Origin of the sequence: Capnocytophaga sputigena (assembly GCF_002302495.1) — a bacterium.
GTDB classification, from domain to species: domain Bacteria; phylum Bacteroidota; class Bacteroidia; order Flavobacteriales; family Flavobacteriaceae; genus Capnocytophaga; species Capnocytophaga sputigena.
The window spans coordinates 792,247-813,675 of record NZ_CP022379.1; the positions used below are offsets into that span (position 1 = coordinate 792,247).

Sequence of the window (21,429 nt, forward strand, 5' to 3'; positions counted from 1 at the left end):
GGTACAAAATAATTAACAATTAACAAGTAATGAGGAAGATTTTTTTAATCAGAAAGTCCTAAATCTTCCATTACCATTTCTTCATCATCTTGAGTCTCTTCAGCCTTTTTAGCTATAATTTTCTCAATACGGCGATCGTTGAGATTGTATTGAGCTAATAAATTGTCTAAATCGTCTAAAAAAGATTTGGTAATTGCTACTTTTAAATTGCCATTTTCCATATTGAGATGGATATTCTCCGTTTGATGGTGCACTACAAAATAAATAGGTTGACTCCCTTTGTGTTTTTGCAGTAAATCTCTGTAATCGGTAATGAATTTTGGGGTGATATCCTTAATATTTACGTGCAAAGTAAGTTTCTTAGCAAGACTTTCCATTACATCTTGTAACTGCATTACCTGCATAAACTGTATGCGAGGCTCTCCTCTTTGGTTGGTTTCTCTATTAAGGAATCCTTCTACTACTTTGAATTTGACATACAAAAACGCTCCTGAAATCATATATTTCTGATAGTTCAAATAATCATCTCCAAAGAGTTTAAACTCATAAGAGCCATCGTAATCCTCGAGGGTGAGGAAGCCAAATCCTTTACCATTTTTACTAGTGCGGTGCTGCAAATCGGCTACCATACCCGCTACTGTGAGTTCGCGATTGATAAAAGAATTCAAGTCTTGCAATTGTGACAGACTGATATTGCAGAAATTGTGCAATTCGTGTTTGAAATCGTCTAATGGATGCCCTGAGATATAGATACCTACTACCTCCTTCTCACGGCGCAACTGCTCGAGGTTGCCCCAAGTTTCACACTTAGGTACTGCAGGTTCAGGGACATCTACTTCACTCTCTCCCCCAAAGAGACTCATCTGGGCAGAGTTCTTGCTCTCTTGATATTTGGTGCCAAAACGAATGGCTTTTTCAAGAAATGGAATACCATCGGCTTCGGCGTGGAAGTACTGAGCACGGTGTACATTGGTAAATGAGTCAAAACCTCCTGCCAAGGCGATACTTTCAAAGGCTTTTTTGTTGATACTCTTATAATCTACGCGTTTTGCCAAATCGAAAATAGAAGTATAAGGACGCTCTTGGCGTTGTTCTACAATCGTATCGACGGCTGCTTTTCCTACCCCTTTTACAGCCCCCATCCCGAAGCGTATATCGCCGTTTTTATTTACGGTAAATTTGTACAACGATTCATTCACATCAGGAGGTAACACCTTGATTCCCATACGGTGGCACTCTTCTAAGAAGAAAGTAATCGTTTTGATATCGTTCATATTGTTAGACAATACTGCTGCCATATACTCGGCAGGGTAATTGGCTTTCAAAAAGGCTGTTTGATAACCCACCCAAGCATAGCAAGTGGAGTGTGATTTGTTGAATGCATAAGCCGCAAACTTCTCCCAGTCTGCCCATATCTTTTCGAGTTTTTGAGCGTCGTGTCCTTTTTCGGAGGCTTGGGTAATAAACTTAGGTTTCATCTTAGCTAGCACAGCTATTTGTTTCTTACCCATTGCCTTACGGAGCACGTCGGCTTCACCTTTGGTAAAACCTGCCAATTTCTGCGATAGCAACATCACCTGCTCTTGATAGACAGTAATCCCATAAGTTTCTTTGAGGTATTCCTCCATATCGGGGAGGTCGTACTCAATGGGCTCAATACCGTGTTTGCGCTTGATAAAACTAGGAATGTACTCCAATGGTCCTGGACGATAGAGGGCATTCATCGCTATCAGGTCGGCAAAGACCGTAGGTTTAAGCTCTCGCATATATTTCTGCATACCAGTGGACTCGTACTGGAAAATCCCGACCGTTTCACCGCGCTGGAAGAGTTCGTAAGTCTTTTTATCGTCGAGCGGAAAAGCCTCGGCATCTAGCTCTATATTATGCGTTTGTTTGATATTTTCAATAGTATCTTTGATAAGTGTGAGAGTACTAAGCCCCAAGAAGTCCATTTTTAGCAATCCTGCGCTCTCTACTACCGAGTTATCAAACTGAGTCACAAATAAGTCGGAATCTTTAGCTAAAGCTACTGGCACAAAGTTGGTGATATCGTCGGGGGTGATAATCACCCCACAAGCGTGGATACCCGTGTTGCGCACTGAACCTTCAATAATATTTGCTTGTTGAATGGTTTGGGTACTATCCTCCTCCCCTTCTCCTGCTAAAAGGCGTTTCAGTTCATCTACTTTTGGCAGTTCTTCACTGCGCACTTTTTCTTTAAGGGTTTTATCGTCCCAACCGAACATCTTCCCTAAAGACGATACCCCATTAGGCACCAATCCTGCTAATCTATTTGACTCTTGCAGAGGTACATCCAGCACGCGAGCCGTATCTTTGATAGCCGATTTGGCAGCCATTTTGCCATAGGTGATAATCCGTGCTACCTGACTCTCGCCATACTTATCAATCACGTAGTTGATAACATCTTGACGCCCTGAGTCCTCAAAATCGATATCGATATCGGGCATAGACACACGATCGGGATTAAGGAAACGCTCAAAGAGGAGATCGTACTTAATAGGATCCATATTGGTAATATCCAAACAGAACGCCACTGCCGACCCTGCAGCCGACCCACGACCAGGTCCTACTGATACACCCATCTTCCGCGCTGCTGCGATAAAGTCTTGCACAATAAGGAAGTACCCTGGGTAACCCGTTTTTTCGATAATGGAAAGCTCGAAATCCAAACGCTCGCGCACTTCATCGGTAATTTCGGGATATTTGCGTTTAGCTCCTTCATAAGTAAGATGACGCAAATAGTTGTTTTCTCCTTTTTTGCCTGTAGGGTCGTCTTCCACCTGAAATTCTTCGGGGATATCAAACTTAGGCAAGAGGATATCACGCGCCAAGCCATAGGGTTCTACCTTGTCAATAATTTCTTGAATATTGAGAATCGCCTCAGGAATATCCTTGAAAAGCGCCTTCATTTCGGCTGAAGTTTTGAAATAATACTCATTGTTAGGCATTCCAAAACGATAGCCACGACCGCGCCCGATAGGTGTTTTTTGCTTTTCGCCATCTTTTACACACAACAAAATATCGTGTGCATTGGCATCTTTTTTATGTAAATAAAAAGTATTGTTTGTAGCAATGAGTTTGACCCCGTATTTCTTAGAAAACTCTACAAGGGTTTCGTTTACGCGATTTTCGTCTTCTTGGTTGTGGCGCATCACCTCCAAATAGAAGTCATCGCCAAACTGTTCTTTCCACCACAAGAGCGCCTCTTCAGCTTGCTTGGTACCGATATTCAGTATTTTAGACGGAATTTCGCCATTCATACCCCCTGAGAGCACCATTAAGTCGCTTTTGTACTGCTCTACAATCGCCTTATCTATACGAGGCACATAGTAAAAACCTTTGGTAGAAGCGATAGAAGTCATTTTGGTAAGATTGTGATAGCCCTGTTTGTTTTTAGCCAAAATCACTACTTGGTAGCCGTTATCTTGTCGGCTTTTATCTAAGTGATTTTCGCAGATATTGAACTCACAACCTATAATAGGCTTGATGAGCGTTTCGGTAGGTGTTTCACCCTTTTCTTCAGCCTCTTTGTTTTTAGCTTCCGCTTCTTTGTTATGCCCTTGTACGGCTTGTACAAAGTGAAAGGCAGCCATCATATTGCCACTATCGGTAAGTGCTACGGCAGGCATCTTCTCTTTAGCGGTGATTTTTACGAGGTCTTTTATAGAGGTAGTAGATTGTAATATAGAGTGTTGCGTATGGTTGTGGAGGTGGGCAAACACCGCCTCTTCTAACAGTGAAGCATCGGCGTGAGGCTCGGTAGTTTGCGCAGTACTACTACTTTTTCGCAAGGCATCGGAAGCCTCTTTGAGGTTCACGTGCTTGAGTCCGATAAGACCTATAGGTGAAGTGTGATGTCCTTGAAATTCTTTGATATAGTCACTACTGAAAGTGCCTTCTTGGAAGCCTTCACCACGCCGTATCAATTCAAAGAAACAGCGTGTAGTTGCTTCCACGTCGGCAGTGGCATTGTGCGCCTCGGCAAAGGGTACACCAAAGAGGAAAGAGTGCAACTCGGTGAGGGTGGGCAACTTATAACGACCTCCTTTTCCGCCAGCTATCTGGCAGAGATTGGCAGTTGCCTCAGTACAAGTATCGATTACGGGCATCTGCGTAAGCGGACTCTCCACCCCATAGCGGTAAAACTCAGCCCCCATAATATTGATATCGAAGCCGATGTTTTGTCCTACCACGTATTTTGCTTTGCTGAGTGCCTCATTAAAAGCTTTGAATACCTCAGCGATAGGTACCCCTTGTGCTTCTGCTAATTGAGTAGAGATACCGTGTACTTTTTCGGCATCATAAGGCACATCAAAGCCATCGGGCTTTATCAAAAAGTCCTGATGTTCTATGAGTGCGCCCCACTGGTCGTGCAATTGCCAAGCAATTTGCACGGCGCGAGGCCAGTTGTCACTATCGGTAAGGGGGGCATCCCAACGGCGGGGTAAACCCGTGGTTTCAGTATCGAATATTAAGTACATTTTCGTTTAGATAAGAGGTAAGAGATAAGAGTTCATTTTGTGAGGGCAAAGGTAGGGAATAATGAGGAATTAGCAAAAAACATCTGTATAAATGGCTGCATATTACCAAACTTTTCTTTACCTTTGCCTATCTAAATCATTTTTCTATGGCTCAAAAATATTATGTTTTCAGTGGTTTGGGTGCTGATGAAAGGGTTTTTAAAAACCTATCGTTTGGCGAGGCTGAAGTAGAACATATCCACTGGATACCGCCTTTGGCTACTGAAACACTTGCTCAATACGCCCAGCGCATCGCTCAGCGAATTACGGCTCCTCATCCTGTGCTTGTGGGACTCTCTTTCGGAGGGATGGTTGCTGTAGAAATCGCTAAAATATTACCTGTGGAAAAGGTGATTTTGATTTCCTCAGCAAAAACACGTGATGAATTGCCTCCATCGTACCGTTTTTTAGGAAAACTGCGCTTACACAAATTTTTGCCTTATTCACTAATGAAGAGAGCTAATGCATTCACTTATTGGCTGTTTGGAGTAGACACCTCTGAAGATAAAGCCCTTCTAAAAAGCATTTTAGAGGAGACATCTACTCCTTTTTTGCGTTGGGCGATAAGCGCCATCATAGGGTGGCAAAATACTAAAATCCCTACGAATTTTGTTCACTACCACGGCGATAACGACCATATACTTCCTTTTAGATATATCAAAAACGCACAGCGAGTGGTAGGTGGCGGACACTCAATGGTGCTCTCTTTGTGCAAAATATAAAAACTTTTCCTTATATTTGCGCGATTTTTATGAAAAAACGTCTTTTACATACCTTTCATTTTCTAAAACAAAAAGTCCGCAAGCACCCTATTAAAACAGCAATATTGGTATGCTGCCTTGTGTGGTATATATTCTGTTTGCCAAGCGTACTCTTCCCACAACCTTATGCCACAGTGTTGGAAAGCAACGAGGGTAAATTACTTGGGGCTAAGATTGCGGACGACGGACAATGGCGTTTTCCCGAAGTAGACAGTGTGCCCTACCGCTTTAAAATGTCGGTTTTACAGTTTGAAGACGCTCATTTTTATTACCATTGGGGCGTAAATCCTATATCAGTAACCAAAGCTTTGTATCGCAATATTACCAACGGAAAGATTACAAGAGGGGGGAGTACGCTCACCCAGCAGGTGATACGCATCGCTCGTGAGCACCAGCAGCGCACTTATTTTGAGAAACTCATCGAAATGATATGGGCTACCCGCTTGGAGTTCCGTTATTCTAAGGAGAGTATCCTCAAACTCTACGCCTCTCACGCTCCCTTTGGTGGCAATGTGGTAGGACTCGATATGGCAGCTTGGCGTTACTTTGGTGTCGCTCCTCATCAACTCTCGTGGGCACAATCGGCTACGTTGGCAGTTCTCCCTAATGCTCCCAGCCTCATCTTCCCTGGTAAGAACCAAGAACGCCTCTTGCAGAAACGCAATGCGTTGCTTTACAAACTCCTCTTTAAAAATATCATTGATAAAGAAACATACGATTTGGCGCTCCTCGAGCCTCTTCCTGCTGAGCCTCACCCTATTCCTCAACTCGCGCCTCACCTGCTTACTTTTGCTTCCAAAACCCAAGAAGGTCAGCGCATTAGCTCTACAATATCATTAGAGTTACAAGAGAAAGTGAACAGTCTTGTAGCAGGGTATTACACCCATTACTCGCAGTCCGAAATCTATAATATGGCAGCTTTGGTGGTAGAAGTGAAAACACGAAAAGTGCTCGCCTACGTAGGCAATACCCCTACCGATACCGACCATCAAAAAGATGTGGACATCGTGCACGCACCTCGCAGTACAGGCAGTGTGCTCAAACCTTTTCTCTATGCAGCGATGTTGCACGAGGGAGAACTCCTGCCTACCCAATTAATCCCTGATATTCCTACTCAAATAGGTGGCTATTCACCCCAGAATTTTAGCAATAGTTTTGAAGGAGCCGTTGCTGCCGATATGGCTTTAGCTAAATCATTAAACATTCCGTTTGTATGGCTTTTGAAGCAATTTACTACCTATCGTTTCTACGATGTCTTACAACACTTGCAACTGAAAAACATCAACCGCCACCCCGACCATTATGGGCTTTCCATTATCCTCGGAGGTGCGGAGAGCAATCTGTGGGATTTGGCACAGGCGTATACCAATTTGGCTTCGGAAACGGAAGTTTTTGCGCGCACTCAGCACTATCGTACTCAAGAATTTCAGCACTTGCGTTATACCGATACTGCCCCCTTAGATTTCGGAAAAAACACTCGCGAACTACCTACCCTCAGGGCGGGAGCGCTCTACAAGATGTTCAGTGCAATGAAGGAAGTGAACCGCCCTACCGATGATATAGCGTGGCGCTACTACGAGTCGTCACGCAAGATAGCGTGGAAAACGGGGACTAGCTTTGGCAACAAAGATGCGTGGGCTATTGGTGCTACACCTGAATATGTGGTGGCTGTGTGGGTAGGTAATGCCACAGGCGAAGGACGTCCCACCCTCACAGGGGCTACCTACGCCGCTCCGGTGATGTTCAGTATCTTCAACGCTCTCCCTCCTACTTCATGGTTTTCACAGCCCTTAGACGACCTGCGTGAGGTAACCGTCTGTGCCAGTTCTGGTTTCCTTGCTAAACCCGAATGCCCTAAGCAAATAGTACTCAGCAACATCGCTCCTAAGGAAGTGGGGCAATGCCCTTATCACAAACTCGTACACCTCGACCTTAATGAGCAGTACCAAGTAAACACCTCGTGTGAGTCTCCACAAAATATTGTAAACAAAGCGTGGTTCGTATTACCTCCCGTAATGGAATGGTATTACAAACAGCAACACATTCACTACAAGCCACTCCCCCCCTTACGTGAAGACTGTACACAAAGCAATCTGCAAAGGGGCTTAGATTTTGTTTACCCCAAACACCAAAGTGTACTCTACACCACTAAAACTTTTGGGGGCGAGCAACAACCCTTTACAGCGAAAGCTGCCAATCGCGAAGGCAAGGTTTTTTGGTATTTAGACGATGCTTTTCTCGGCACTACCGAAACTTTTCACGAAATGAATATCTTTGCTTCTAAAGGCGACCATATCTTGCGCATCATCAACGAAAAAGGGGAGGAAAGAGCAATTAGTGTGATGTGCAGGTAGCTACTAAAACCTTGCTAATTAACTAATTATTTGTACTTTTGTCCTTTCAAAATAAAAATTATGAACAGATTCTCATATTTTATTACTTTCATTGTAGTCTTAACTCTTACTTCTTGTGATGCATGGTATTGTTGTGGTTTCAGAGCAATGACTACAGAAGGAGAAAACGATAGAGATGCTTCTGTACATTTTTATTACAACAAGTAAAATATCATTAGCCATATAAACAAATATGTACGATTCTTTAAAAAATCATTTTCGGCAAGCCCTCTCTTTTACTGAGGAAGAACTCAGCGCAGTAGACCATTTTTTTGAAGAGCGCATCTTTGCTAAAAAAGCAATGCTCTTAGAATCTCCTCAGCCTTGTAAATATCTCTTTTTTATTGTCAAGGGCTGTGTGCGCCATTTTCACACCAAAGAGGACGGAACAGAGAAGACCTGTGATATTTCACTTGAAAATCAATGGACAACTGCTTTTATGAGTTTTAATAACGGTACCTCTTCCAATCTATCATTGCAAGCCCTAGACGAGACCACCGTTTATAGTATCAGTAAAGAAAAACTCTTTACCCTTTATGCCCTACATCACAACTTTGAGACTTTCGGCAGGTTGATGGCGGAACAAATCTTGCAGCGCGCCACCGATACCGCTATGTATCTTGCTGCCGATAAACCCGAAGAGCGCTTTCAGCATCTGTTGCACTCACGCCCTGAACTCTTTCAGCGAGTACCACAGAAGTACATTGCCAATCTACTAGGTATCAGCCCTGAAAGTTTAAGCCGATTGCAAAAACGTATACACACAAAAAAAATCTTAACTTAAGTCAACGAGTGAGGAGCTCATTGCGCCGTACTTTTGCCCCAAATTAAAAAAAGAACGCGTAATGAAAACACTTAATGATTATCAAATCGCCTTAGACGATGTAATGGAATTCATCAACAATGACCTTTTGCAAGCCAAACTTCCTGAAGTAGAAGCTGATTACAAGGCAAACCCTTCCTTGCTGAACAAAGTGCGCTTAGGAATTATCTATCACGAAGTAGCCTTAAATTTAGGCTTTTTTAGCAAGCAGTACAAAGGCTATGCGCAAAAAAGTCTCACTATTTTATCAGAATGCGAAGCCAATCCTGAAACACCTGAGGCGTTAGAGCCTTTTATCCTTTCTTACGAGGCTTCGGCAATGGCTTTGGTAGCTGGCGAAACTTTCAAGCTCTCACTTATCGGCAAGAGTTTTAAGCTTTTTGAAACGGCTATTAAAAAATACGGAGAGGTGCACTATCTTCCTGAATTTATGCGCGGTAGCGTAGCCGAGAACTTACCTTGGTTTTATTTCAGCAAGCGTGCTTTAGCTAAAATTGACTTTGAAAATATCATCCGCAAAGAAGCCCAAAACCCCGAGTACGCTTCGTGGAAAATAATGAGTTTTGTGTATTGGGCGTGGGCAAAGCAACACCCTCAGCGTAAATATCGCGCGCAAGCCATCGCCTATCTGCAAAAAGCTATAGAGCTTGACCCTCACTATTTAGCAGGGCGCAAACGCTCGGAAGAGCTACTTTCTCAATTCACAATTGACAATTAAGAATGAACAATCACACACTTTGCCAAAGTTAATTGCCCGTCGTGTTACGACTGCCTATGCAGCTCGCACCTTTGGCAAAGTTTTTTACTTCTACCCCGTAAAATCTTGCTAATTTTCTAATTATTTGTACTTTTGCAAATCAACAAATTAGCAAATTAAACTAATGATTACACAATTACAAGGAAAACTCGTAGAAAAGAACCCTACTCACGTAGTGATTGATTGCCATGGGGTGGGCTATTTCGTAAATATCAGCTTAAATACCTACTCAGCACTACCCGAAGGGGAAGCAATTAAACTATACACCTATCTGCAAATCAAAGAAGACGCCCACACGCTTTATGGCTTCCTCACCAAAGCCGAACGCGAAGTGTTTGTATTGCTACTTTCAGTATCGGGAGTGGGTGCTAGTACTGCCCGCACTATGCTCTCATCGCTCACTGCTGCCCACGTGCGCAGTGCAATTATCAACGGTGATGTGGCTACCATTCAAGCCGTAAAAGGCATAGGTGCTAAAACAGCGCAGCGTGTAGTACTTGACCTAAAAGATAAAATGCTCAAACTACAGGACTTTGAAGAGGTTTCTATCAGCACTCTAAACACTAACAAAGAAGAAGCACTTGCCGCCTTAGAGGTATTAGGTTTTGTACGCAAACAAGCTGAAAAAGTGGTCGATAGCATTATCAAATCAAATAGTGAAGAGCTTTCGGTAGAAGAAATTATCAAGCAAGCCCTCAAACGTTTGTAAAAAATTTCGTCATTCGTAATTTGTCATTCGTAATTATTTTCGTATCTTTGCCCGCTAATTGATTGATAGAATGAAATATCTCTTATATATACTATTGGCTTTCACTGCTGTAAGTTGTGGTATCTACAACTTTACGGGGGGTAGTACCGGCGATGCTAAAACCTTTCAAGTCAACTTCTTCCGCAATGATGCACCTTTAGTAGAACCAGGGCTCGACCGCGATTTTACCATCGCCTTGCAAGATTTAATCAACAACCAAACTAACCTCAGCCTTACCGACCGCAATGGCGACCTTGTGTATGAAGGTGAAATTGTAGAGTTCAACATTACTCCTATGACCGCTACCGCAGGACAAACCGCTGCACAAAACCGCCTTACCATAAGTGTAAATGTACGTTTTACCAATCATACTGAAGAGAAAAAAGACTTTGAAAAACGCTTTTCTTTTTACTACGATTATCCCGCTGCAGCCCAGTTGAGTTCTGTAAAAGGAGAGGCTATCCCTCAAATTTTCGAACGTATCACCCAAGATATTTTCAATGCCTCACTCGCCGATTGGTAAATCCACAAATCAGCAAATCGACAAAATAACACATTGACTGTAAAGGAATTCATAGAGATTATTAGGCATCCCTACACTATTAACGATGATCAAGTATATGAACTCGACGAGATAGTGAAGGAATATCCTTATTTTCAAGCAGCAAGGGTGTTACAACTCAAAATATTACATTCCGAAGGAAATTACAAATACAACAAGGCTCTAAAATTAGCTGCGGTACACGTAACCGATCGTTCAGTATTGTTCGATTTTATCAACTCTAAAAGCATCATTCCTGATTTTTCAGCACTGCGCCGTGATTTTGAGCGCATTCGCAAAGCTCGTGAACGCAAAGAAGCTGAAGAAACAGAAAACACACCGCCTAAAGTAAGTTATATCGACCACGAACCACATCCTTACCGCCCCGATTTACCCAATAAATCAATTTTTGAAGATCCTATCTTTCCTGAAGATTTGGTAAATCACCAAGAGTTAGCCGATGTTTTTATAGCCAAAGAACCTGAAGAAAAACCTAAAACCGATGCCGACAATATCTCTCAATGGCTGGAAAATATCTCGGAAGAACACGCCGAAGTCGCTTACAAAGACGATAAAGTAGCCGAGAAATTTAAACTCATTGATAAGTTCTTAGAAAGTAATCCTAAAATTGAAGCCTCAAGAGATTACGTTTCTAACGTGAATTTAGCCGATGAAGTAAAGCCCGACCCTAAACAATTAATGACTGAAACATTGGCGCAAGTATATGTAAATCAGCGCAAATTCAAGCAAGCCATTCAAGCTTATGAAATATTAATTTTGAAAAATCCAGAAAAAAGTGCTTACTTTGCAGCCCAAATAGAAAAAATTAAAAAACTACAGCAAAATAATTTATAAGAAAAATGACAACATTTAACATCTTTTTAGTGCTCATCGTGGTAGTATGTTTGCTACTCGCTTTGGTAATTATGGTTCAAAATCCTAAAGGAGGTGGACTCTCTTCTACTTTCGGAGGTAACACTCAAGTAGTAGGAGGGGTAAAGAAAACTGGCGACTTCCTTGAACGCAGTACTTGGACATTTGCTACTGCTTTAGCTGTGCTCATCCTTATTGCCAACACCTTAATAGCCAACAATAGTAATGGTGTAACTGGCGACTCTAAATTATTAGACGGTAGTACTCCCGCCGCTCCAATAAACCAACTCAATCAGCAAGCACCCGTTAACAACAACGCTACTCAACAAGTGCCTGCTACTCCTGCCACATCTTCTAATACAGGAAACTAAACTGACAAAAAGTCAGTTATTTCAGATTGGCACACTTTCTGAAATATCCTCTTCGATTTTTTATAAAAGGAATTAAATACTAAATGAAAGGTTGAAAATAGAACTTTGACAAAGTTTTAGGACTTTGTCAAAGTTTTCTAACACCTAATTTCTTTCCCCTAACTTTCTAAGTAAACAAATAATTAAAAACTAAACAATAATGGCAAAATTGAATATCAAACCTTTAGCTGATAGAGTAGTGATTGAGCCCGCAGTGGCAGAAACTACTACTGCATCAGGTATTATCATTCCTGATACTGCAAAAGAAAAACCTCAAAAAGGTACCGTTGTAGCCGTAGGTACAGGTACTAAAGACAACCCTGTTACCCTAAAAGTAGGTGATACTGTACTCTATGGCAAATATGCTGGTACTGAACTCAAATTAGAAGGTAAAGACTACCTTATTATGCGTGAAAACGACGTGTTAGCAGTTATCTAATCTAAACATTAAAAATTAAAAAAATGGCAAAAGACATTAAATTTGATATAGACGCTCGCGAAGGTCTTAAACGCGGCGTTGATGCATTAGCTAATGCAGTAAAAGTAACCTTAGGTCCTAAAGGACGTAATGTAATTATTAGCAAATCATTCGGTTCTCCTCAAGTAACTAAAGATGGGGTGAGCGTTGCTAAAGAAATTGAATTAGAAGACGCTCTCGAAAATATGGGCGCTCAAATGGTAAAAGAAGTAGCTTCTAAAACTAACGACCTCGCTGGTGATGGTACTACTACCGCTACCGTTTTGGCTCAAGCTATCGTAAAAGAAGGTTTGAAAAACGTAGCTTCTGGTGCTAACCCAATGGATTTGAAACGCGGTATCGACAAAGCTGTTGTAAAAATCGTAGAACACTTGGCTAAACAAGCTAAAGAAGTAGGTTCTTCTTCTGAAAAAATCAGACAAGTAGCTTCTATCTCAGCTAACAACGATGATACTATCGGTGAACTTATCGCTCAAGCATTCGAGAAAGTTGGTAAAGAAGGTGTTATCACCGTAGAAGAAGCCAAAAGTACTGATACTTACGTAGATGTAGTAGAAGGTATGCAATTTGATCGCGGTTACCTTTCTCCTTACTTCGTTACCGATTCAGAAAAAATGGTAGCTGAACTCGATCGCCCTTACATCTTATTGTACGACAAGAAAATCTCTACTATGAAGGATTTGCTTCCAGTATTAGAGCCTGTAGCTCAATCTGGTAAACCACTTTTGATTATTGCTGAAGATATCGATGGGGAAGCCTTAGCTACCTTAGTAGTAAACAAATTGCGTGGTACCCTTCGCATCGCTGCTGTAAAAGCACCTGGTTTTGGTGACCGTCGCAAAGCAATGCTCGAAGATATCGCTATCCTAACTGGTGGTACTGTAATCGCTGAAGAAAGAGGCTTTACTCTCGAAAACGCTACTGTAGATATGCTCGGTACTGCCGAAAGAGTAAGCATCGACAAAGATAACACTACCATTGTAAATGGTGCAGGTAAATCTGAAGACATTAAAGCACGCGCAGCCCAAATAAAAGCTCAAATTGAAAACACTACTTCTGATTACGATCGTGAAAAACTACAAGAACGTTTGGCTAAACTTTCTGGTGGGGTAGCTGTATTATATATAGGTGCTGCTTCAGAAGTAGAAATGAAAGAGAAAAAAGACCGCGTAGACGATGCGCTTCACGCTACTCGTGCCGCTGTTGAAGAAGGTATCGTAGCAGGGGGTGGTATTGCTCTTCTCCGTGCTAAAAACGCTTTAGCAAAACTTAAACCTGCAAATGCCGACGAAGAAACAGGTATTAAAATTATCCTCAAAGCATTGGAAGCTCCTTTGCGTACTATCGTAGAAAACGCTGGTGTTGAAGGTTCTGTAATCGTAGCTCGTGTACTCGATGCTTCAAGAGATGCTTACGGATACAATGCCAAAACAGGTACTTATACCGATATGTTTAAAGCTGGTATCATCGACCCTAAAAAGGTAACTCGTGTTGCCCTTGAGAACGCTGCTTCAGTAGCTGGTATGATCCTCACTACCGAGTGTGCTTTAGTTGATATCAAAGACGATAAAGCAATGGCTATGCCTCCAATGGGCGGTGGAATGCCAGGAATGATGTAATTGTAAATTCATAGCATTATTATCATATTTTTAAAACGGAAATCGGGGAGAGCTTCACAAGAAACTCTCCCCGATTTTATAATTCATATCAAATAATTAAATACTTTGATAAGCTCTGTGTCCAAATCTCACTCCAAAGAAGAAGTTAAATTCTTTAGATGATTTTGTAAGATTACCTAATATAGTGTTAGAACCTACAACAAAAGGACCTAAACGCAAGGCAAGACCTATGTTTGTTTTAGAAATTTGGTTGTATGAAATAGGTAAATAAGCTCCTAAAAACTCTGATTCAACTCGTGGTGTAAGCGACACTTCATTAGCGTAAGCTGCTGTATAAGCATTGCTTTTATTAGTAAGATTAAAACGAGTTGATAAATTCACGAAGAAAGGCTGCGCTATGCGGTAATCTACACTCAAGTTCAAAGTAGTAGGCAAAGATACTTTTATCTTCTCGGTAGTAGCTCTACTATCAGCAAAGGCACTTTTTAGTTTTTCTTCTGATAAATCATCCATAGTAAGGCTGGCAACACCAGAAGCTGGCATGCGATAACGTTGAGAATCTTTAGTAGGTGTATATTTCAATCTTCCAATATCCATTATAGAAAAGCCTACTCTTAAATCGTGAGAGTTATTATGGCAATGAGGACAGCCATCTTTTTTAAACTCATAAGTAGCTCCTATATCAAATCCTACAGTAGAAGCATTTGATTTGAAGTATAAATCATTTGCATTGAGGTTATCAAAATTCACTAAAGAAGCTCCTCCATTGAGTACTTCCACTACCCCATTTTGTGACTGGATGTTAAGTATAGTACTTTTAGTAGATCTATCCACTGTAAGTGAAGCTGTAGCCCCTTCAAAGTTTCTAAAACCTGCGTACACATTTCCTGATCCTTGTATTATTTTCAAGCTTGCCCCTGCTTTGATAGCATTATGCCCATCAAAATAGAGCTCTCCTGCCCAAGAAAAGCCTATTTCTGAAAAAATATGTGCTGCTATTTCTTGGTTGTTCAAACTCAAGTTATATGGCTGAGTCAAATCTAAATCTTTCTCATCAGCAAATATTGATTGCAAGAGTTTAGCATCAAAATTTCTCACATTACCCAAAGCACGTACACGAGAAAAAACGCCCACGGTGTGTTGGTTATTGATTTTTATAAAAAGCGATGGACCCAACACATCTATATTTAGCTTGGCATTTATGTTATGACTGAGCAGTGGATTATTAGCATCGCTACGAGTATAATCATTAAAACTGTTCATTAGACCAGTATCCATTTTGATAGCATTATTCGCCAAATCAAAATTTACCAAAAACAAGTTAGCATCCCAAGGGCGCTTGCTGCTAATCATATAAGCAGGATTTGCTGTAGTTTGTATCACCCCCGAGTAAAAACTCTCTCTAAGCCCTGCAAACGATTGCTGAGCTTCCATTGCCATTGTTGTTAAAAACAAAGCTGATAAAATTACTTTTTTCATTGTGTAAAAAACATTATAAATTTGCGTGCAAATGTACAACTTTTTATCAAATATCAAATAAAAATGGTAATTCATTTTGTACTCTTCCTGCTTTTACTTACTTTTGCCGTCATAAACGTATCAATTATAAAAAGATGAATACACTTAAAACACTATCAACTGTAGCTTTTTCTATACTTGCTTTTGGAGTAGCTACTGCTCAAGAAGAAGATGGTCTTGTGCCTGCGAGTGCTCTACCCGCTAATGCACAAACTTTTGTAAATCAGTATTTTTCTGCTAACAATATCGTTTCAGTATGGCAAGATACTGAAAAAGGAAAAATAGAAGATTACACCGTTCTCTTTGCCGATGGCACTGAAGTAGAATTTCACGCGGATGGCAACTGGAAAGAAGTAAAAGCGCGCAACGGACAAGTATCGCCTAAAATCGTTCCTGCTAAAATAACTAAGTACGTACAAAAAAAGTTCCCTAAAGCGATGATTAAAGAAATCAAAAAAGGGCGCGCTAAATACGAAGTAGACCTTACTAATGGCGTAGAACTCATCTTCAACTTAAATGGTAAATTCTTAAAAATAGACGACTAATATGAAACGTTTTTTATTACTCATTGCTGCTACACTTACCTTCAGCGCAGCCTCAGCTCAAGACTCTAAAGTAACTTTCAACGACCTTCCTGCCGATGCTATCAACTTCGTGCGTGAGCATTTCTTGGTAGATCATATTGCTTCGGTTTGGAAAGACACTGATTACAACGACGAAGAGTACACCGTTATCTTCCGCGACGGACTTGAAATAGAATTCAATGGCAACGGCGATTGGAAAGAGCTCAAAGCTCGTCACGGCAAAGTGCCTGATCACGTAGTTCCCGAAAAAATATTGGCTCACGTACGCGCTACTTTCCCTTTTGAATCTATCAAAGAAGTATCACGCAATCTCACCAAAAAGAGATATAAAGCTGAACTTACTGACGAGCAAGAACTCAAATTTGACGAAAACTTCAATTTTATTGGGGTAAAGTAATCTCCCGTTAATTGTTAATTGAATGTACGACCTAATCATTATCGGTGGAGGAGCTGCAGGCTTCTTCACCGCTATTAATACCGCCGAAAACCGTCCTGATTTCAAAATCGCTATCCTCGAAAAAAGCAAAGAAGTACTTCACAAAGTGCAAATTTCGGGTGGGGGGCGTTGCAACCTAACGAATGCTACTTTCACCCCTCAAGAACTCGTAAAGAATTATCCTCGAGGCAGTAAGGAACTCCTTAGCCCTTTCCACCGCTTTATGTGTGGCGATACAATGGAATGGTTTGAAGCACACGGCGTCTCTCTCAAAACAGAACCCGATGGTCGTGTATTCCCAGCCTCTAACTCTTCAGAAAGCATTATAAATTGCTTCCTCAAAGAAATTAAAAAACACCATATTGAGCTCTTCACCCAGCAAAATGTACAAACCCTCTCCCCTACCCCCGAGGGTTGGGAAGTAATTACATCTAATCAAACCTACAAAGCTCATAATCTAGTAATTGCTACCGGAAGCAACCCTAAAATATGGCAACTATTAGCCAATTTAGGACATACTATTATTTCTCCTGTCCCCTCGCTTTTCACTTTCAACACTTCTACCCAATGGGCAAAAGAGCTATCGGGTATTGCGGTAAATGCCTCTGTACGCTTGCTCAGTCAAGATGGAAAATCGCTCAAAATTGCCGAAACTGCTCCTATGCTTTTCACTCACAATGGTTTTAGTGGTCCTGCGGTGTTGCGTGCTTCGGCTTGGGGGGCTCGCGTGTTAGCCGAATGTAACTACCGATGCCTAATGGAAGTAAACTTCACTGCTCAGAACAGCGAAGCACTTACTTATGACGAAACGCTTCTCCTCTTGCAAGATTGCAAACAACACAACGGACGCAAAACTATGCAAAACCTCGCGCTTTTTGACCTCCCTAAACGCTTGTGGAATGCCCTTTTAGATAGTGCCGGAATTGCCCCTGCGCAGTCGTGGGCAGAGCTCAACAAATCGCAATTGCGACACCTTGCCGAAATCCTTACCCAATGCCGTTTTCCTATAGAAGGTAAAGCTACTTTTAAAGATGAATTTGTAACAGCTGGAGGCGTAAAACTCTCTGAAATCAACTTCAAAACCTACGAGAGCAAGCTGTACCCTCACCTCTACTTAGCTGGTGAAGTACTTGATATCGATGCCATTACTGGAGGATTCAACTTTCAAAACGCTTGGACGGGAGGCTATATTATTGCTGAAAATTTTTTGATGAAATAACAGTAAAAAGTCTCAAAATCACCTTTGTATCCCAAACTTCATTAAAGACCTTAAATTTTAGAACTCATAATCAATCCTCAACTCAAAAAATAATCTTTAATTCTTGCTTCAATTCAAAAAAAAATACTTAACTTTGCCATCGTAATTAATTTATAATAAAATTGCAAGCTATGGGACTCAAATTTTTAGATGATATAAAAGCTGGCATTCGCAGTGCTTCGCTTAAAAAAGATATCATTTGCTACTACATCAACAATGGCGATAATACCCTTGCCGACCTTGGTAAAGAATTAGACCTGAGCGTACCTACTGTTACCAAAATGGTAGGAGAACTCATTGATGATGGCATTGTAATGGATTTTGGAAAAATAGAAACCCCAGGTGGTCGCCGCCCTAATATCTATGGGCTTAACCAAAATTCTGGCTACTTCATTGGCGTAGATATCTGCCATTCTCACGTGAACATAGGCATCACCGACTTCAAAGGTGAACTCATCAGTGATGAACTCTCCATTCCCTTTATTGAATCTCAACCTCAAGAAAGATTTCAAAGACTTTGCGAAATTATCACTCAATTTATACATAACTCAAAAGTACCCAAACACAAAATCCTCAGTATGGGTATCAATATTTCCGGACGTGTAAATACTCTTACTGGACATAGCTATAGCAGCTTCTATTTTGATGAACGCCCCCTTACCGAAATGTTCGAAAACGAACTGAACATCAATGTTTCTATTGATAATGATTCCCGTGCAATGACCTATGGCGAATACATCAAAGGATGCGTAAATGGTGAGAAAAACGTATTGTACGTGAATGTAAGTTGGGGCTTAGGTCTCGGCATTATCGTAGGCGGACAATTGTACTATGGCAAATCAGGATTTTCAGGAGAATTTGGTCATATTCCTGCCTTTGGCAACGAAATACTCTGCCACTGTGGCAAAAAAGGTTGCCTCGAAACAGAGGCTTCTGGCTTAGCCTTACATCGCAAATTCTTGGAAAAACTGCATAGCGGACATTCCTCTCTGCTTACCCAAAAAAGCGGATACAACCCCAATGCTCCTATTAGCTTGAACGACATCATAGAGGTTGCCTTACAAGAAGATATGCTCGCCATCGAACTTATCGAGGAAATAGGCAATTCTTTAGGAAAACACATCGCAGGGCTCATCAATCTTTTCAACCCCGAATTAGTTGTTATTGGAGGAACTCTTGCCTATGCAGGCGACTACCTAATGCTCCCCTTGCGAAGTGCTATTAGAAAATATTCATTGAACTTAGTAAGTAAAGATTCCACAATTAAAGTATCTAAATTGGGCGAAAAAGCAGGTCTTTTAGGGGCTAGCCTCCTCGCTCGCAGTAAATTCATCGGATTGATATGAAAGACGAACGATTAGTAGCTTTCGAGCGGCTCCTCAACATAATGGACGACCTGCGCGCCAAATGTCCGTGGGATAAAAAGCAAACTATGGAAAGCTTGCGCCATCTCACCATTGAAGAAACGTACGAATTAGGCGATGCTATCCTTAACAACGACCTTCAAGAAGTAAAAAAAGAATTAGGCGACCTACTCTTACACATTGTTTTCTATGCCAAAATAGGCAGTGAAACCAATAGTTTTAACATCGCTGATGTAGCCAATGGCGTATGCGAAAAACTCATTGAGCGACACCCCCACATCTACGGTGATGTGCAGGTAAACAACGAGGAAGATGTAAAGCGTAATTGGGAAAAAATAAAACTCAAAGAAGGCAACAAAAGCGTTTTGGGTGGTGTACCCAAGAGTCTGCCTGCCTTAGTGAAAGCCACTCGCATACAAGATAAAGCCGCTGGTGTAGGTTTTGATTGGGACAATATCGACGATGTTTTTGCAAAAATAAAAGAAGAAATAGATGAGCTACACGCCGAAGTAAAAGCTCAAAAGCAAAGCAATATAGAAAGTGAGTTTGGCGATGTGCTGTTTAGTCTCATCAACTATGCTCGTTTTTTAAAGGTAAACCCCGAAGATGCCTTAGAGCGCACTAATCGCAAATTCATCGCTCGCTTTCAGTACTTAGAAGAAAAAGCTACGGCACAAGGCAAATCACTCAAAGATATGACCTTGCAAGAAATGGAGACCTATTGGCAAGAAGCTAAAAACCTATAAAACAACAAAACTATGACCACAGATTTAGACATCTTAATCAAGACTTTGGTCATATAGAAACATATAGATGCATATATTAATATAAAAAATACCTAAAAAACAATGGCAATACAAAAACCAAGCATACCGAAAGGCACTCGTGACTTTTCACCTACTGAAGTAGCTAAACGCAACTTCATTATCAACACTATCAAAAATGCTTTCAATACCTTTGGATTTCAACCTATAGAAACCCCAAGTTTTGAAAACTACAATACCCTAATGGGTAAATACGGCGAAGAAGGCGACCGCCTTATCTTCAAGATACTCAATTCAGGTGACTTTACACAAGGTGTAAACCAAGAAGATTGGGAAGCTAAAAACCCTCAAAAACTCACTCCTCAACTCTCCGAAAAAGCCCTTCGCTATGATCTTACCGTACCCTTTGCTCGCTATGTAGTGCAACACCAAAGCGAACTAACTTTCCCTTTCAAACGTTATCAAATACAACCTGTATGGCGTGCTGACCGTCCGCAAAAAGGTAGATTTAGAGAATTCTATCAATGTGATGCCGATGTTGTAGGTAGCACCAGTTTGTGGCAGGAAGTGGAGTTCGTACAACTCTACGACACCGTGTTCACAGCCCTCAATCTCAAAGGGGTAACTATCAAAATGAACAACCGAAAAATCCTCAGTGGCTTTGCCGAAATGATAGGCGAAAGCGATAAACTCACTGATTTTACGGTAGCACTCGATAAATTAGACAAGATAGGTGAAGAAGGGGTAATCAAAGAAATGAAAGAAAGAGGCATCAGTGAGGAGGCAATTGCTAAATTGCAACCTATCTTCGCACTCAAAGGTTCTTTTGCTGAAAAACTTTCTGCCCTAAAAGAAATTCTCAAAAACTCGGAAACAGGATTGAAAGGTGTGGAGGAATTAGAATTTATAGCCCAACAAATCAATCAGCTTGGTTTGCAAACAGCTATCTTAGACCTCGATGTTACCCTCGCTCGCGGACTCAATTACTACACGGGAGCTATCTTTGAGATTGCTGCCCCAGCAGGCGTACAAATGGGCTCTATTGGTGGTGGTGGACGCTATGACGACCTTACTAGTATCTTTGGTCTCAAAGGGATAAGTGGGATAGGTATTTCATTTGGGTTAGACCGCATTGGCTTAGTAATGGAAGAACTAAACCTTTTCCCTGAATCGCTCAATAGTACTGTAGAGGTGCTTTGTATCAACTTTGGCGATGCTGAAGCGCTACAGAGTATGAAACTACTCAAAGCCTTGCGCCAGCTTGGCAAAACTGCAGAACTCTACCCTGATGCTGCTAAAATTAAAAAACAAATGGATTATGCCAACAAGCGTAATATCCCTTATGTAGTGATTATAGGCGAAAGTGAACTCGCTAAAGGTACTTTTGTACTAAAAAATATGTTAGAGGGCACTCAAAAAGAATGTAGTCTTAATGAAGTAAGCAATGCTTTATTTCAGTAGTAGTACGACAAACAATTAGAAATTTTTATAGACTTTGTCAAAGTGCGAGCCGCAAAGGCAATTAAGGACTTTGACAAAGTTTTTTTTGTGTGAGTCGCAC

At 41.2% G+C, this 21,429-nt stretch carries 19 protein-coding genes; 17 read left to right on the forward strand and 2 right to left on the reverse strand.

The genetic code is table 11. The annotated features are described in order from the left end of the window. Positions 1-44: 44 nt before the first annotated feature. Entirely contained in the window at positions 45-4,502 is a 4,458-nt protein-coding gene (dnaE, locus tag CGC57_RS03625) for a DNA polymerase III subunit alpha (RefSeq protein ID WP_095897993.1), read from the reverse strand. Between the two features lie 146 nt (positions 4,503-4,648). On the opposite strand from dnaE, the gene CGC57_RS03630 reads away from it, so the two are divergent. The 11 genes from CGC57_RS03630 to groL all read left to right on the forward strand — a co-directional run bounded on the left by CGC57_RS03630 (position 4,649) and on the right by groL (position 13,944). Continuing rightward, positions 4,649-5,263 (forward strand): alpha/beta fold hydrolase, encoded by a 615-nt coding sequence (locus tag CGC57_RS03630; RefSeq protein WP_095897994.1) that lies wholly within the window; start codon positions 4,649-4,651, stop codon positions 5,261-5,263. A gap of 29 nt (positions 5,264-5,292) precedes the next feature. Continuing rightward, entirely contained in the window at positions 5,293-7,656 is a 2,364-nt protein-coding gene (gene pbpC / locus CGC57_RS03635; protein ID WP_095897995.1) for a penicillin-binding protein 1C, read from the forward strand. A 60-nt stretch (positions 7,657-7,716) separates the two neighbouring features. Further along, on the forward strand, positions 7,717-7,863 hold the full coding sequence (locus tag CGC57_RS12865) for a hypothetical protein (RefSeq protein ID WP_157909303.1): 147 nt from the start codon (positions 7,717-7,719) through the stop codon (positions 7,861-7,863). 25 nt (positions 7,864-7,888) lie between these two features. Further along, positions 7,889-8,479, forward strand: coding sequence for a Crp/Fnr family transcriptional regulator (locus tag CGC57_RS03640; RefSeq protein ID WP_095897996.1), 591 nt, complete (start codon positions 7,889-7,891; stop codon positions 8,477-8,479). Positions 8,480-8,540: 61 nt separating this feature from the next. Continuing rightward, positions 8,541-9,236: a hypothetical protein gene (locus tag CGC57_RS03645; protein WP_095897997.1), complete on the forward strand. Its 696-nt coding sequence runs from the start codon at positions 8,541-8,543 to the stop codon at positions 9,234-9,236. A 163-nt stretch (positions 9,237-9,399) separates the two neighbouring features. Continuing rightward, positions 9,400-9,984: a Holliday junction branch migration protein RuvA gene (gene ruvA / locus CGC57_RS03650; protein WP_095897998.1), complete on the forward strand. Its 585-nt coding sequence runs from the start codon at positions 9,400-9,402 to the stop codon at positions 9,982-9,984. Between the two features lie 70 nt (positions 9,985-10,054). Continuing rightward, positions 10,055-10,546: an LptE family protein gene (locus tag CGC57_RS03655; RefSeq protein WP_095897999.1), complete on the forward strand. Its 492-nt coding sequence runs from the start codon at positions 10,055-10,057 to the stop codon at positions 10,544-10,546. A gap of 33 nt (positions 10,547-10,579) precedes the next feature. Further along, entirely contained in the window at positions 10,580-11,419 is an 840-nt protein-coding gene (locus CGC57_RS03660) for a DUF8458 domain-containing protein (RefSeq protein ID WP_095898000.1), read from the forward strand. 5 nt (positions 11,420-11,424) lie between these two features. Continuing rightward, positions 11,425-11,808 (forward strand): preprotein translocase subunit SecG, encoded by a 384-nt coding sequence (secG, locus tag CGC57_RS03665; RefSeq protein WP_095898001.1) that lies wholly within the window; start codon positions 11,425-11,427, stop codon positions 11,806-11,808. Positions 11,809-12,007: 199 nt separating this feature from the next. After that, the gene (locus CGC57_RS03670; RefSeq protein WP_095898002.1) at positions 12,008-12,286 is read left to right on the forward strand and encodes a co-chaperone GroES; all 279 of its coding nucleotides are present in this window, start codon (positions 12,008-12,010) and stop codon (positions 12,284-12,286) included. A 23-nt stretch (positions 12,287-12,309) separates the two neighbouring features. Then, positions 12,310-13,944 carry a chaperonin GroEL gene (groL, locus tag CGC57_RS03675; protein ID WP_095898003.1) on the forward strand — a complete coding sequence of 545 codons (1,635 nt, stop codon included), beginning with the start codon at positions 12,310-12,312 and terminating at the stop codon, positions 13,942-13,944. A gap of 96 nt (positions 13,945-14,040) precedes the next feature. On the opposite strand, the gene CGC57_RS03680 is transcribed toward groL, so the two are convergent. Beyond that, positions 14,041-15,423, reverse strand: a complete 1,383-nt coding sequence (locus CGC57_RS03680) for a DUF5723 family protein (RefSeq protein WP_095898004.1) — start codon at positions 15,421-15,423, stop codon at positions 14,041-14,043. Positions 15,424-15,557: 134 nt separating this feature from the next. On the opposite strand from CGC57_RS03680, the gene CGC57_RS03685 reads away from it, so the two are divergent. The 6 genes from CGC57_RS03685 (at position 15,558) to hisS (ending at position 21,329) form a co-directional block, all read left to right on the forward strand. Continuing rightward, the gene (locus tag CGC57_RS03685) at positions 15,558-16,007 is read left to right on the forward strand and encodes a PepSY-like domain-containing protein (RefSeq protein ID WP_095898005.1); all 450 of its coding nucleotides are present in this window, start codon (positions 15,558-15,560) and stop codon (positions 16,005-16,007) included. 1 nt (position 16,008) lies between these two features. Then, the gene (locus tag CGC57_RS03690) at positions 16,009-16,443 is read left to right on the forward strand and encodes a PepSY-like domain-containing protein (protein WP_095898006.1); all 435 of its coding nucleotides are present in this window, start codon (positions 16,009-16,011) and stop codon (positions 16,441-16,443) included. 22 nt (positions 16,444-16,465) lie between these two features. Further along, a complete protein-coding gene (locus CGC57_RS03695) occupies positions 16,466-17,701 on the forward strand; it encodes a BaiN/RdsA family NAD(P)/FAD-dependent oxidoreductase (protein ID WP_095898007.1) in 1,236 nt (411 codons plus the stop codon). A 170-nt stretch (positions 17,702-17,871) separates the two neighbouring features. Continuing rightward, positions 17,872-19,086 carry an ROK family transcriptional regulator gene (locus CGC57_RS03700; RefSeq protein WP_095898008.1) on the forward strand — a complete coding sequence of 405 codons (1,215 nt, stop codon included), beginning with the start codon at positions 17,872-17,874 and terminating at the stop codon, positions 19,084-19,086. After that, on the forward strand, positions 19,083-19,850 hold the full coding sequence (gene mazG / locus CGC57_RS03705) for a nucleoside triphosphate pyrophosphohydrolase (RefSeq protein ID WP_095898009.1): 768 nt from the start codon (positions 19,083-19,085) through the stop codon (positions 19,848-19,850). Before CGC57_RS03700 ends, mazG begins: the two co-directional genes overlap by 4 nt. Positions 19,851-19,952: 102 nt before the next feature. Further along, entirely contained in the window at positions 19,953-21,329 is a 1,377-nt protein-coding gene (gene hisS, locus CGC57_RS03710; RefSeq protein ID WP_095898010.1) for a histidine--tRNA ligase, read from the forward strand. Positions 21,330-21,429 lie beyond the last annotated feature (100 nt).